This window comes from Mesorhizobium sp. M6A.T.Cr.TU.016.01.1.1, from assembly GCF_003952585.1.
Lineage (GTDB): Bacteria > Pseudomonadota > Alphaproteobacteria > Rhizobiales > Rhizobiaceae > Mesorhizobium > Mesorhizobium mediterraneum.
Genome location: NZ_CP034452.1, coordinates 6,579,786 through 6,593,542 on the forward strand (window position 1 = coordinate 6,579,786; position 13,757 = coordinate 6,593,542).

Consider the following 13,757-nt stretch of genomic DNA (forward strand, 5'->3'; position numbering starts at 1 on the left):
ATGTCCAAGGCCAAGATCTTCAAGCACAGCGAATTGACCCTGAAGCCATCGGTAACGCCGACCGGCACATCCTCGATTGCCCGCGTCATCAATGCCGAGATCAGTCGGACCATGGGCGGCGGCATCGAATATCTCGAGAACGCCTCGATCGACTGGACCGTGACCTACGACGAAGTGCTGTTCATCCACGAAGGCACCTTGACGATCGAACTGGACGACGGCCGCTATGAGTGCAATCCCGGCGACATCGTCTGGCTGCCCAACGGCACCCATCTGAAATATATCGCCACCGAACGCGCCGGCTATTTCTATTGCCTTTACCCGTTCGACTGGGCGGCGCGGCAGGGAACGATAGAACCTTAAACTGAGAGGCACTCCTTTCCAAGGGTTGGCCATTTACGGAGGTCAGCGATGGGGCAAACTGATATTCCGTGTCGGCACCACGCATCAGATTTCACCACTAGAAAGACGAACCGCAGCCACCGAGATTTTTGAGCGCCTGCCCGCCAAAAAGCCATGATCACCGCTATGTCAGCGGACATGACCGTTGCGAAAATTGAAAATTGCCAAGCCCGATCAAACCTTAACAGGCGAATGCTGCTTGGAGCTGCCGGTCTTGCCGCGCTGGCCGGCCTTGCCGCTTGCGCCACTGTCCTGTCCACCGGCGAAGGCGCCGGTGTCTCTGCTTCCGCCGCCGGCACCCTGACCAGCATTCGCGCCTCAGCCGGCCTCGGGCCGCTTGTCCCCGATCCTCAGCTCGAACAGGCAGCCCTGCAGCAGGCCGGCTATATGGCACGAGGCGGCCGCATGACCCACACCACCGGCTGGGGCAAGGGATTTGCCTCGCGCGTCAAGGGCAACGGCATCACCGGTGCGGCCGCCGAAAACATCGCCGAAGGTCGCTTCGATCAGCAGAAGCTGTTCGATATCTGGATGCATTCGGCCGGCCACCGCCGCAACATGCTCGACCCGCGCTTCACCCGCTTCGGTCTGGCCTATGTGCGGGACGGCCGCGACAGCTCGTTGCGCTACTGGAGCCTTGTTCTGGGCAAGTAGGAGGCGTGACCGGCACGTCGACCAGCCGTCAATCCATATGCGCGGCGGGACCGGCGGTCGGACCAGCCTTTGGTTTGCGCAGCAGGAAAACGAACGGTATGGCAAGCAGCGTCATCATCATCAGCAGCTTGAAGTCATTGACGTAAGAGATCATCATCGCTTGGATGTTGACCATGCCATCCATCTGGGAAAGCGCCGTCGGATCGCCGCCCGCCGCTGCCGGCGACGCCGCCCAGAGGTTGGGATTGAACGGATTGATGTAGGCCGAAAGCTCGGCATGGTTGATCTGCGTGTTGCGCACCAGCAGAACCGTCACCACCGACACGCCGATCGATGAGCCAAGATTGCGCACCAGGCTGAACAACGCCGTGGCATCGGTGCGATAGCGCACGTCGAGCGTGGCGAAGGCCACGGTCGACAGCGGCACGAATACCATGCCCATTCCCAGCCCCTGGATGACGCCGGAGCTGAGGATCAGCCAGTTGTCCATCTGCGGCGAGAAGCTGGACATGGTGTGGAGCGACTGCGCGGTCAAAAGGAAGCCGATGACGACCAGGATCCTGGCATCGATCCTGTGCATGATGCGGCCGACCAGGAGCATCGCAACCATCGTGCCGATGCCGCGGGGACCTATGACGACACCGATGGTCATGGTCGGATAGCCGAAGATGGTCGCCAGCATTGGCGGCAGCAGCGACATGCTTGCCAAAATGAGCACGCCCATGACGAAGATGAATGCCAGCCCGGTCACGAAATTGCGGTCGAGGAATATCTTCGGGTCGATGAAGGGGTGCTCCGCCGTCACCGTGTGAATGATGAACAGCCAGAAGCCGGTCAGCGAAAGACCGAGCTCGATCCAGATCTCGACCGAGGAAAACCAGTCGACCTCGCCGCCGCGATCCAGCATCAGCTGCAGCGCTCCGACGCCGAGCGAGAGCATGGCGAAGCCGAAGAAATCGAAGCTGCGTATCCGCCTTGCAACGGCCGGCAAGTAGGCGGCCATGCCAAGGAAGGCGATGATGCCGACCGGCAGGTTGATGAAGAACACCCAGCGCCAGTTGAAATTCTCGGTCAGCCAGCCACCGAGCGTCGGGCCCAGGATCGGCCCCAGCATGATGCCGGCGCCCCAGATGGCCATGGCCTGGCCGTGGCGCTCCTTCGGGTTGATGTCGAGCAGGAAGGTCTGTGACAGCGGCACGATTGCCGCGCCGAACACGCCCTGCATCAACCGGAAGAACACCATGGTCTCCAGGCTCCAGGCGATGCCGCACAGCATGGAGAATATGGTGAAGCCGACCACCGACGTCAGGAACAGTTCCTTGCGGCCAAAGCGGTCGGCCAGCCAGCCGGTCACCGGCGTCATGATCGCCGCGGCAACGATGTAGGAGGTCAGCACCCAGTTGATGTTGTCGGGGGACGCGCCAAGATCGCCGGTCATGGTCGGCAGCGCGACGTTGGCGATCGTGGTGTCGAGCGCCTGCATGATCGTCGCCAGCATGAGCGCCACGGTGATCAGGCCGCGGTGCGGCACTTCGCGAAAGGGTTCTGGCGTGCTCATGATGTGGAACTTCCGGCAGGTAACAAAAAAATGTACACTAGAGCGACGTGCGTCCATTTGGACGCACAAAGTACGCTCTAGTACTTTGAGTCAGCGCATCGTGCTTTGCGAAAATCGATTCCGATTTTCGGGCCGATGCGCGAGGTTTCCGGGCGGCGCGGCCTTCCGTATGGAGAGACCCTCATCGCGGTGGGACGCGACTATCGATGTGGGGGTTACATCGACCGAGCGTCTCGATAAAACGGCGCCTGCCGCCCGGAAACCTGAGGACCGAAACGGGTCTGCGTCGCGTTGTTCAGGCTTCGCTCAGGCCGCAACGCAGCCCGATCCAAACCCTAACCCCTGGTGCATCTCCCGTCGGACCAATCCTGTCAGCTGCGTTCCTCTCCGTGCGCGGCCTGCATTCTACTTGTTGCGTCTCAGACCCCATCGTCCAATGGAACGAGGCGGTCTATTGTGCCTCACTCGCCGTGGCGTGGCCGAAGATGCTGGGAAGCCCGCGGGAAACGCCGGTGTCCACCGTGACGGTCGCGCTCATGCCGGTGCGCAGCGCCATCTTGGCGTCGGCATCGGCCAGTTCCAGGCGCACCGGAATGCGCTGGGTGACTTTGACCCAATTGCCGGTGGCGTTCTGGGCGGGCAACAGCGAGAACTCGGCTCCCGTGCCGGCGCCGATCGCCTTGACGGTGGCCTCGAACGTCTTGCCTGGATAGGTGTCGACCACGATTTCGGCCTTCTGGCCCGGCTTCATGTGGGTGAGCTGCGTTTCCTTGAAATTGGCATCGATCCAGGTGTCGCCGGTCTCGACCAGCGAAAACAGCGGCGTGCCAGAGCCGACATACTGGCCGACCTTGAACGAGGCAGCCTGGCTGACGATGCCGTCAGCCGGCGCCCTGACAGTGGTCTGCGCCAAATCATAGGCAGCCTTGTCGCGCGCGGCGAGCGCCGCCATCACGGTCGGATGCTTATCGGTCTCGATATCGGGATTGCCGCCAAGGCCCGCCTTGGCGCTGAGGATGCCCTGCTCGGCCACGGCCAGTTGCTGCTTGGCTTTGTCGAGATCGTTCCTGGCCTCGTCGAGCGAGGACTTGGCATTGATGCCCTTGCGGGCAAGGTCGGCGGCTCGGTCGTATTGCGACTGCGCGTAGTCGACCTGGCTGGCGTCGGACTTCTCCTGCGCCAGCGCCTGGCTGTAGGCCGCACGCAGCTGCTCGACATTGAGGCGCGCGCCGGCCACCGCCGCGTCGGCCTGGGCCAATGCGATCCGGTAGGGCTCGGGATCGATGGCGAACAGCACGTCGCCCTGCTTGACGGACTGGTTGTCGAAAATATCGACCTGAACGATGCGACCCGCCGTATCGGCGGCTATCGAGACCTTGGCCTGCTGCAGATTGGCGTTTTCGGTTTCCTGGTAGCGGCCGCCGGTCACCCAGACGTAGCTGCCGCCGGCGATCAGTGCCACGGGGAGCGCAAACATCAATAGGAAGCGGCCGACACGGCGCTTCTTCTTCGGCACCACCGGCGCCGGTGCTAGCTGCGGAGCGACCGCCACCGGAGCTGCCGCCGGCTGCGCCGGAGCTTCAACCTCCAGCTTGGTTGCATTCTCATCTACCTTGGCTACCGCGTTCATGCTGCTGCGCCTTCTGCACCTTTGACTTTTTCGCCGGACGCCGTCTCGCCGTCCGCCAGGTTCTTGGCCATTGCCTCCAGACCCTTGATCAGGATGCGGCGATCTTCGAGCGACACGCCGGTAAGCGATTCCTCATAGACTTCGCCAGCAAGGCTCTTGATCTCTGCGTAGGCCTCGCTCGCTTTGGCGGTCGGGAAGATCATGCGGACGCGGCGGTCGGTGGCGTCGGAACGGCGCTCGATCCAGCCGCTCTCCTCCATGCGGTCGACCAGGCGCGACACGCTGATCGGCTCGATCTCGAGAAGCTCGGCGAGCCGCGCTTGCGTGATGCCTTCTTCCTTGGCGACGCGGACCATAAGCCGCCATTGCGCCGAGGAAAGGCCGAGCCCGCTGGCCTTCGCCTCGAAGCGCTTGCGCATCAGGCGCTGCACGTCGTGGATCAAAAAGCCCAATCTATCGATGCCGTCGGAAACCATGAGCGGCATATATTATAAGCGTGCTTACTATTCAAGATGCGGCATTATGCCAGAAGCCGGCAAGTGTGGATGGCAGTCACATCAGGAACGATTGCGAATGAGCATCGTGACCACGAAAAAAGCGCCGACCGAGCTGGTGATGATGCCGATCGGCAGTTCCTGCGGCGGCAGCAGCGTGCGGGCTAGAAGGTCGCTTGCCAGCAACAGCACCGCTCCAAAGAGGGCGCAGCTTGCAATCAGGCGCAGGTGCAACGGGCCGGCCAGGGGCCGGGACAGATGCGGGATCATCAGACCGACGAAACCTATGACGCCTGCCACCGAGACGAGGATCGCCGTCGAGAAAGCAGCGACGAGAAATGTCGTCCTGCGCATCCGCGCAACCGGCACGCCGAGGCTTTCGGCGGCGTTTTCGCCGGCCAGGAAAGCGTCGAGCCGACGGTGGTTCCAAAGTCCGAACACAAGGATGGTGCCTGCGCCCAGAGCAGCCAGTCCGACATTGTCCCACCGCGCCAGCCCGAGCCCGCCCATCGTCCAGAACAGCACCGAGTGGGCGGCGCGCTGGTCACCGGCAAAGACGAGATAGTTGGTCAAGGCGGTGAACATGAACGATACGGCAAGCCCGGCCAATATCAGCCGTTCGGGGCCTTGCCCCCTCACCCGCGAAACCAGCAACAGCACGATGCCGGCGGCCAAAATGCCGCCGGTGAAGGCAGCGACCGGCAACGTCCAGATGCCGAAATGGTCGCCAAAAATGGTGATAACGGAAACCGCGCCGGCCGCGGCACCGGACGACAGGCCGAACAGGAACGGATCGGCGAGGTCGTTGCGCGTTACCGTCTGCAGCAGCGCGCCGATGACGCCCAGCCCGGCGCCGACACAGATGGCCATGATCGTGCGCGGCAGCCTGAGATCGACAACGATTTTGCCGACCGGACCGGGCACGATGTCTCCGTCCAGTCCGGCCGCATGTCCGAGCGCGGCAACCACGTCGCTCAACGCTATGACCGTCGATCCATAGGCGATCGACAGCAGTGCAAGAGTGGCAATCGCCACTGCTCCTGCTATCATTGCCAATTCGAACGCCCTGCGGCGCAAGCTCAGAAAGCTTCCGGGTGCATCGCCCTGGCGATCTTGCCGATCGCCTCGATGTTGGCTGGCCCGGGCGTCAGCTCGGCATAGCGCAGCGCGACGAAGCGCTCATTCCTGACCGCGTCGGTTTCCTTCATCGCCGGATGAACTTTGAGGAAATCGAGCAGTTTCCTGTAGCCGCCACCGTCCTGGTAATCGAGCAGGATCAGGAACTGCGGATTGCGGGAGGCGACCGTTTCCCAATCCGTATTGCCCCAGCTCGTCTGCATGTCGGCCATGATGTTGTCGCCGCCGGCAGCGGCGATCATGGCGCTGGGGATCGCGAACTTGCCTGATGTGAAGGGTTTGTCTTCGCCGGAGTCGTAAAGAAATACGCGCGTTCCCTTGTGGTCGCCAACCTTCGCCGTGATATCGGCGAGTTGCGCTTTCCAGTCCGAAACAAGTTTTTTCGCCTCGGCTTCCTTGTCGAAAATCCTGCCCAGCTTTTCGATGTCGTCGTAGAGCAGGTCCATCGAGGCGGCGGGGCGGTTGTTGTCGAGATGGACGCAGCTTTCCGTCAGCACCAGCGTCTTGATGCCGTGCGGCGCCAGCGTATCGGGCGTCACCTCGCCGCCCGGCTTCATGCCGTAATACCAGCCGGCGAAGAAGAAATCGGGCTCGACCGCGACGAGGTTTTCAAGTGTCGGATATTTCGGCGCGAGTTCCGGGATCGAGCCCTGCTCGGCCTTGAATTCCGGACCGACCTTGTACCATCCGGTGATGCCGGTCAGGCCGAGGATCGACGGTTGCAGCCCCAGCGCGAAGGCCATCTCGGCCATGTTCATATCCTGGATGATGGCGCGCTTCGGCGCGGCGTCGAACGTCAGCGGCGTGCCGCAGCTGTCTACAGTTACCGGGAAAGCAAAGGCGGTCACCGGGAAAGCGAAGGCGGTCTGGGCAAACAGGAGGGAGGCGAAAGACAATGCGAGGCGTTTCACGAATATTGCTCCTTGGTCAAATCGGAATGTGAAGAGGCACGGTTCGGAACGTCGAATACCGTGAGTTCGCGGTCTTCGGTGGGATGGCGCAGCCGAAGCACGTCGACGCCGAAAATCTGGCGGATCAACTGCTTGGTCAGCGCCTCGCGCGGACCGGCAAACGCCTGCAGGCGGGCCTCGTTCATCACCGCGACCCTGGTGGCAAATGGCGTGACCAGCGACAGATCATGAAGCACCGCCACGACGGTCATGCCAAACTGCGACACGAGTTCGAGAAGCTCGCTGCGGGCGCGCGGATCGAGATGATTGGTCGGTTCATCGAGGAACAGGATTTTTGGCTCCTGGGCAACGGCGCGTGCCAGCTGGGCGCGTTGCCGCTCGCCACCCGATAGCGAGCCGATCGTGCGGCCGAGCAGCGGCAGCAGGCCGGTTCTGCGAAGCGCTTCGACGGCGATGTCGCGTTGCTCGCTCCTCCGTCGCAAGCCGGCATGCGGGACGCGGCCAAGCTCGACGTAGTCGATCACGGCAAGCCGCGGATCAGGCTGATCGGTCTGGCCGACGACAGCCATGTGCAGCGCCCGCTCGGCGGCCGAAAACGTCTCCAGCCGGCGTCCGGAAAATCTCACATCTCCCGCGCTTGGCCGCAGGGTGCCACATAGCATGCGCAACAGCGTCGTCTTGCCGGCGCCGTTGGGACCGATGATTGCGAGGCGATCGCCCGCCGCCACCGAAAGGCTGACCGCGCTGACCAGGCATTGGCCATTCGCCGTCGCGCTCAGCTCACGCGCTTCAAGAAGAGGCTGGGAGGCGTCCAACTTACCGTCACTTTCTCAATGGCGACGGAAGGAAGCTGGACGGACCGGCCGACAAGACCGATGTCCACGTCTCCTCCCGGCACACCCCGTCCGGTCAACTCATGCTGATGGCAGGTCTCCTGGCTCGCGGGTCTTTGCGCCATCCTGCCTTCCCAGCCTTGCCGGCCAGTGGCATTTCGGATTTTGCTAACCGCTTACAGTTGCGGGGGCAGCCACGGCCTCGATCCGAAGATCTCACCGTGTTCCCTTTTCACCCCTTGCCTTTCGACTCGGGGACCATCACCCAGGCACCCTAGTTTTCCGCCAATCACAGCGCAATAAATTTCCAGGGTTGAAACAGCCGCTGGAGCGAAGGGTCTTGTCAGAAAGAGCCATACGAATCTCGTTATGTAATAACGTTACCATTTAAAAGACGCCGCTTGCTCCTGTCAAGCTCTTTCGCCCGACGCCTTCGACTTGCCGGCCGCCGTCGCTCGCGATTTGCGCGGTGCGCAATTTCGATCAAACTGCCTCCACCAGGAAGCGGCACCATGACTTTGCCAAATGCGAAGACTGGGCCAAATGCGAAGACTGGGCCAAATGCGAGGAGCCATATGAACCCGACCGAGAAAGCGCTGTGGTTCGTCGAAAGCCACCTGCCGGAATCCGTCTCGCTCGACGATGTCGCCAAGAGCAGCGGCGTGTCGCGCTTTCACGTGACGCGGGCTTTCGGTGCTGCGACCGGCCGTTCGTGATGGGCTACATGCGTTCTCGCCGGCTGACCGAAGCGGCGCGCAAGCTCGCCGCCGGCGCACCCGACATCCTTTCGCTCGCGCTCGACACCGGCTACGCTTCGCATGAGGCCTTCACCCGTGCCTTCCGCGACCAATTCGGCACCACGCCGGAACTGGTGCGCGCGCAAGGCTCGCTCGACAATCTCGCTCTCGTGGAGCCGATCCTGATGGACCAGTCCTTCCTCACCAATCTCGAGCCGCCGCGTTTTGAGACCAGCCGGCCGTTTCTCATCGCCGGTCTCGGCGAACGCTACAGCTGCGAAACCAGCGCCGGCATCCCGATGCAATGGCAGCGGTTCGGCCCGTATATCGGCAATATTCCAGGCGAGATCGGCGACGTCGCCTATGGCGTCTGCGTCAACGGCGACGACACCGGCAATTTCGACTACATCGCCGGCGTCGAGGTGTCCGATTTTTCGGACCTGCCGAGGGAGTTTTCGCGCGTGCGCGTGCCGGCGCAGAAATACGCCGTGTTCGCCCATCGTGACCACATCTCGACCATCCGCCGCACGGTCAACACGATCTGGAACAAATGGCTGCCGGCCTCCGGGCACGAGATCGCCGATGTGCCCGAATTCGACCGCTACGGCCCCGAATTCGATCCACGCAGCGGCAATGGCGGGCTGGAAATCTGGATACCGGTGAAGGGGTGAAGCGCGGCCAGCCAAGGGCAATTGCTTCAGACAAATGATGCTTCCAGCTTGTGTTGGAGATCATTGTCGAGGCGCGCTCCGCCCGGTTTTTGCCTTCTCCCCTTGTGGGAGAAGGTGTCGCCGAAGGCGACGGATGAGGGGTGCTCCAGCCTGGCGCCGATGGCGTTCCGTCCAGCACCCCTCAACCGTCTCGGCGCTGCGCGCCGATCCACCTTCTCCCACAAGGGGAGAAGGGAAAGACGTTACAGCTCCAGGTTCCAGTTCTGGCCGACCAGATCCTTGCCGAAGGCGTGATGACGTTCTTCGTCGGCCAGCTTGAATCCTGATGCCTCGTAGATGCGGCGCGCTGAGGTGAGAATGTCGTTGGTCCACAGCGTCAGCGTCTTGTATCCCTTCGCACGGGCAAAGCCGATGCATTCCTCGACCAGTCGCTTGCCGATGCCGAGACCGCGCGCCGAGGGTTCGACATAAAGCAGGCGCAGCTTCGCCACCGCGTCCGAATTGCGCACGACGAAGACCGAGCCGACGACTTCCCCGTCCCGCTCGGCGATCCAGCTGCGCTCCGATTTCGGATCGAAGGATTTGACGAAGGCACCGAGGATTTCGGCGACCAGCGCCTCATAGGTTTCGTCCCAGCCATACTCCTGCGCGTAGAGCAGGCCCTGGCGATGGACGATCCAGCCGATGTCGCCGACCTGCAAAGGCCGCAGCATGTAGGGAATTTTGGGCTCAGTGCCTTCGCCCAGCAGGCGCTGCACCGTCTGCATCGCCTTGACCAGCCTGTCCTGTTCCGGAGCGGAAAGCCGGTCGAGCAAGGCCGCGACCTGATCGTGCGAACCCTGGTTCAGCGGCGCGAAGGCCGTCCTTCCCGCCGGCGTCAGCGCGATCGACGAGCGCCGCGCATCGGCTTCAGTCGCTGCGCGCTCCACCAGGCCGCGCTCCTCGAACTTTTTCAACAACCGGCTGAGATAGCCAGGGTCGAGACCGAGATCGCGCGCAAGATCGGTGGCGGTCAGCCCATCGCGATGCGCCAGTTCGTAGAGCACCCGAGCCTCGGTCAGCGAGAAGGTGCTTTTCAGCCATCCTTCGTCGAGCAAGCCGATCTGACGGGTGTAGAAGCGGTTGAAGCCTCGCACCGCATCGATCCGCTCCTTGCCGGGTTGATGATGAATCGTCATGGCATCCTCCTGCCCGCACACGATCAATCATTTGCTTGACTTAGTCAAGTATCCAGGCATCAGACTCGCCGGATCAACTCCTCGAAGCCATTTGCCAGATGAGAGGCTCCGGCCGAGAACATCTTCACGAGGTTTTTTGGGCGGCCGGGGGTCTTGTTGGCATCCAGCAGCACCGCCCTGCCCTCATGGATGACGAAATCGAACTTGCCGTAGTCAAAACCGAGTTCGCGTCGCAGCTGGCGCATTTCCTGGGGAACAGGCACGGGCTCGCGGCGGATCGTCTCGGACGCCTTGACCAGGGCGTTCGGCGAGACGTAGCGGGTGCAACGTTCGCTCTCTCCGCAAAACACCCAGAACCGCGCCGCGAAACCATCGGGTTCTTTTTCCGGAATGAACTTGTCCACGACCAGATCGTCGCGCCCGAAGACGCCATCCGGAACATCGCCGAGAGATCCGTAGACCTCATAGGGCTGCAGGACTGGCATGTCCGGAAATGGCGGTGGTTTCCTCGCGCGCTGCGCTCGCCGATTGAGGAACCTCTCCGGAATGCCCTGATTGTTGAGATTGCTTTTGACGATGACCGGGCCTGGCCAGGCGTCTCCCTCGTTCACCAACGCTCCGCTGATCCGTCGTTTGGATATGTCGGCCGTCCCGACATTGAGGCAGAATGGGAAACTCCGTGCATAGTCGAGATAGTCTGCGGGCGTTATCGTCGCATCGACATGCAGAACCGCGACGTCGGCGCTGTATGTCTTCGACAGACCTTGCTGAATCCGGACCGAATGGCCGCGCCTTTTCAATTCTCCCAGAACGTCGAAAAGCAAATAGGGACTGCCCCTGCGCAACAGGATATCGCGCTTGCCAAGGAACTGATCGTGCTCATGCGTTATGACGACGATACGCGCCACGGCTACCCCCTTGGCTTCCATACCCACTTCCATTAAGCGGCTATGAGCAGTTGACGCCAGCCTTTTTAGGTCCGACGGGCACACATGACCAATCATTGGGACAGTTATCACCGTCACTGGATGCTCCTGGAGGCGCCGCTCCGGCCAACTCCGGAGACAGTTGGCATTGTCGAGCGCGAGCTTGATCTGGACGAGGCCGATGTTCTCCTGCTGGGCGTTACCCCGGAACTGGCCGGCCTCGGCAAGACGATGCTGGCCGTCGACGGATCCGCCGCCATGGTTTCGGGCGTATGGCCGGGCGACAGCGCCTGCCGCAAGGCAACGACCGGGAACTGGCTGGACCTTCCGCTCGGCCGCGCCAGCGTCGGCGCGGTCATAGGCGACGGTTGTCTGACGGTCGTCGATTCCGCACGCGCTCGCCACGCTCTTCTGGGCGAAGTCGCCAGAGTGCTGAAGCCCGGCAGCCGCGCGGCGATCCGCGTTTTCGCCGGCCCTGAGACGTTCGAGGATTTGCAGGACATCAAGGCCCAAGCCTTGGCCGGCGGAATTGAGAATTTCCATGCGCTCAAATGGCGGATCGCTATGGCGTGTACGACCAGCGATTCCGATCGCGCCATAAATGTGCAAGTGATCCGCGACGCTTTTGACGAGATATTCCCGGACCGCGCCGCCCTTGCCGCGCGGACAGGGTGGAGCATGGCCTCCATCGGCACCATCGACGTCTATGCGGGTTCCCAAACGACTTATTGCTTCGCGACGCTTGCCATGCTCGTCGACCAGGCGAACGACTGGTTCGACGAAGTGCGCGTCGTGCCGAGCGGATCCTATCCGCTGGCGGAACGATGCCCGCTTCTGGTGCTTGGTTCTCCGAGGCACCGAGGAGAAGAGCATAGGCACGTTCCTACGACCCGGACATCTTGAATTTAGTTCATCGGGTGAGCCGATCCAATAGCAAAGATCATCGTGACCTCGCATTTCCGGCTTGTTGGAACTGCGCTGGCCAGTAACACGGGCGGGGAAATGAAGAATTTTTGGGTGACATTACTGTTATTTTTTGCAGTCCAGTCGTGCTTTTTACCTGCCTCAGTCGACGCTGAAGAGCTTCCAACTAAGGTGCCTTTGACAAAATTGGAGTACCCGGGAAAGCCAAAGAACATTCGCATGCTCTATGTGAAAATTCTTTCTTTGGGCAATCGGACAGTCAACCAACCTCTGCTACTCGATACCGGATCGAGCGGAATGACGATCGATTGCAAATCGGTGCTTCCCGCCGAAATCTGTTCGGACACAGGAATAAAGATCACGAAAGATCAGCAGATAGACGGGATAATGGTGACCACCGAACAGGCGGTTATGAACTATGGAACTTACGATGAGTACGGCAATGTTGCCTATGCTCGCGTGACTTTTGGTTCGCCGGACTCCCCGGTCTCCACCATCACCTCAATCCCATTCCTCATCCGCTACAAAAAAGTCAGGCGGAGTACCGGAGAAATCGTTGGGGGCCCGCTTTGGCCCAAGGGCATTTTCGGTATCTCTCCTGTTGGCGGAAGCGGACCAGACCGGATGATCAAGTCCCCGCTCGCCTATGTGAGCTTTGGGCCCGGCCTGCACAAAGGCTACTACCTCTCTCCGATAGGCACCAAGTGGAAGGCCTGCACGAACGACGACGGCAACTGTCCGCAAGTGGAAGCGCTCCATATCGGCGTGCCGAAAGATGTGAGAAAGGACTTCAGGATGCAAAGCTGGAAACAGGCCAATTGGCGATACAATTTTCCCACGATCGACGCCTGTATCTCATGGGGATTTGAACCGACGTGTCGGCCAACGCTTTACGATACAGGCAACTCAACGATTATGGTTCCTGCCGACGCCTCGGGGCCGTATTCGTCGCTGAACACCGGCACGAAAGTCCTGGTAAAAGCCGACGGACAGGAAGATTGGAATCTCAAGACCACCTACAATCCCGAGGTAGAGATCGTTCCTGGGCTCGAGCACAACATCGTCGGCATCCGATATTTCGAGAAGAACAGCCTGCTGCTTGATTTTGAAACTCGGGAGATCGGCTTGCGCCTCGGACACTGACTTCCGAGCTGTCCGTAAGATTTCGACCAGATTTCAGGTGGCAACTGAGATTTTCCATAATTGCGTTGCAGGATGGAAAAATTTCGCGCGGTGGCACCCTCTCTCTCGCCTTGACTCTCGCCGGCCACCGGCTTATCTCACCGCCACGTTAGCACTCGCCATAGGTGAGTGCTAACCAGGTCCGGCGCCGCCGGACGGAGGAACTGTTCTCACCATTCTCATCGAGGAATAAAAAATGGCAAAGTCGAAGTTCCGCCCGCTTCATGACCGCGTGGTCGTACGCCGGGTTGAATCCGAATCCAAGACTGCCGGCGGGATCATCATCCCCGATACGGCGAAGGAAAAGCCGCAGGAAGGCGAGATCATCGCCGTTGGTTCCGGCGCCCGTGACGAAGCCGGCAAGCTCGTCCCGCTGGACGTCAAGGCCGGCGACCGCATCCTGTTCGGCAAGTGGTCGGGCACCGAAGTCAAGCTCAATGGCGAAGACCTTCTGATCATGAAGGAATCCGACATCATGGGCATCATCGGCTGAATATCGGCCTCACCGTCACTTAAATCT

General features: G+C 61.2%; 13 protein-coding genes, 1 pseudogene and 1 riboswitch. Of the genes and pseudogenes, 6 read left to right on the forward strand and 8 right to left on the reverse strand.

Annotated features, from left to right (window positions below):
• Both EJ075_RS31890 and EJ075_RS31895 read left to right on the forward strand, forming a co-directional pair.
• A complete protein-coding gene (locus EJ075_RS31890) occupies nucleotides 1-363 on the forward strand; it encodes an AraC family ligand binding domain-containing protein (RefSeq protein ID WP_095485609.1) in 363 nt (120 codons plus the stop codon).
• Nucleotides 364-540: 177 nt separating this feature from the next.
• Nucleotides 541-1,056, forward strand: a complete 516-nt coding sequence (locus tag EJ075_RS31895) for a CAP domain-containing protein (protein WP_126107044.1) — start codon at nucleotides 541-543, stop codon at nucleotides 1,054-1,056.
• Between the two features lie 28 nt (nucleotides 1,057-1,084).
• Here the strand turns inward: EJ075_RS31895 and EJ075_RS31900 are convergent, their stop codons facing one another.
• The 6 genes from EJ075_RS31900 to EJ075_RS31925 all read right to left on the reverse strand — a co-directional run bounded on the left by EJ075_RS31900 (nucleotide 1,085) and on the right by EJ075_RS31925 (nucleotide 7,601).
• On the reverse strand, nucleotides 1,085-2,614 hold the full coding sequence (locus EJ075_RS31900) for a DHA2 family efflux MFS transporter permease subunit (protein WP_126107045.1): 1,530 nt from the start codon (nucleotides 2,612-2,614) through the stop codon (nucleotides 1,085-1,087).
• 451 nt (nucleotides 2,615-3,065) lie between these two features.
• Nucleotides 3,066-4,244, reverse strand: a complete 1,179-nt coding sequence (locus EJ075_RS31905; protein WP_126107046.1) for an HlyD family secretion protein — start codon at nucleotides 4,242-4,244, stop codon at nucleotides 3,066-3,068.
• On the reverse strand, nucleotides 4,241-4,720 hold the full coding sequence (locus tag EJ075_RS31910) for a MarR family transcriptional regulator (RefSeq protein WP_095485822.1): 480 nt from the start codon (nucleotides 4,718-4,720) through the stop codon (nucleotides 4,241-4,243). The genes EJ075_RS31905 and EJ075_RS31910 overlap by 4 nt, the downstream gene beginning before the upstream one ends.
• Nucleotides 4,721-4,801: 81 nt before the next feature.
• On the reverse strand, nucleotides 4,802-5,788 hold the full coding sequence (locus EJ075_RS31915) for an iron ABC transporter permease (protein WP_126107047.1): 987 nt from the start codon (nucleotides 5,786-5,788) through the stop codon (nucleotides 4,802-4,804).
• 29 nt (nucleotides 5,789-5,817) lie between these two features.
• Nucleotides 5,818-6,753, reverse strand: coding sequence for an ABC transporter substrate-binding protein (locus tag EJ075_RS31920; RefSeq protein WP_126107533.1), 936 nt, complete (start codon nucleotides 6,751-6,753; stop codon nucleotides 5,818-5,820).
• 29 nt (nucleotides 6,754-6,782) lie between these two features.
• A complete protein-coding gene (locus EJ075_RS31925; RefSeq protein WP_095485606.1) occupies nucleotides 6,783-7,601 on the reverse strand; it encodes an ABC transporter ATP-binding protein in 819 nt (272 codons plus the stop codon).
• 91 nt (nucleotides 7,602-7,692) lie between these two features.
• A riboswitch (cobalamin riboswitch) is annotated at nucleotides 7,693-7,897 on the reverse strand.
• Nucleotides 7,898-8,194: 297 nt separating this feature from the next.
• Here EJ075_RS31925 and EJ075_RS31930 point away from each other — a divergent pair.
• Nucleotides 8,195-9,027, forward strand: a pseudogene (locus EJ075_RS31930) (AraC family transcriptional regulator).
• A gap of 242 nt (nucleotides 9,028-9,269) precedes the next feature.
• On the opposite strand, the gene EJ075_RS31935 reads toward EJ075_RS31930, so the two are convergent.
• Complete coding sequence (locus EJ075_RS31935) at nucleotides 9,270-10,205, reverse strand: helix-turn-helix domain-containing GNAT family N-acetyltransferase (protein WP_126107048.1); 936 nt, start codon at nucleotides 10,203-10,205, stop codon at nucleotides 9,270-9,272.
• Nucleotides 10,206-10,264: 59 nt separating this feature from the next.
• Nucleotides 10,265-11,134 (reverse strand): hypothetical protein, encoded by an 870-nt coding sequence (locus EJ075_RS31940; RefSeq protein ID WP_245458062.1) that lies wholly within the window; start codon nucleotides 11,132-11,134, stop codon nucleotides 10,265-10,267.
• A gap of 63 nt (nucleotides 11,135-11,197) precedes the next feature.
• On the opposite strand from EJ075_RS31940, the gene EJ075_RS31945 reads away from it, so the two are divergent.
• The 3 genes from EJ075_RS31945 (at nucleotide 11,198) to groES (ending at nucleotide 13,730) form a co-directional block, all read left to right on the forward strand.
• Nucleotides 11,198-12,034, forward strand: coding sequence for a methyltransferase domain-containing protein (locus EJ075_RS31945; RefSeq protein ID WP_126107049.1), 837 nt, complete (start codon nucleotides 11,198-11,200; stop codon nucleotides 12,032-12,034).
• Between the two features lie 42 nt (nucleotides 12,035-12,076).
• Nucleotides 12,077-13,198, forward strand: a complete 1,122-nt coding sequence (locus EJ075_RS31950) for a hypothetical protein (protein WP_126107050.1) — start codon at nucleotides 12,077-12,079, stop codon at nucleotides 13,196-13,198.
• A gap of 235 nt (nucleotides 13,199-13,433) precedes the next feature.
• Nucleotides 13,434-13,730 (forward strand): co-chaperone GroES, encoded by a 297-nt coding sequence (groES, locus tag EJ075_RS31955; RefSeq protein WP_006203049.1) that lies wholly within the window; start codon nucleotides 13,434-13,436, stop codon nucleotides 13,728-13,730.
• Nucleotides 13,731-13,757: the final 27 nt, after the last annotated feature.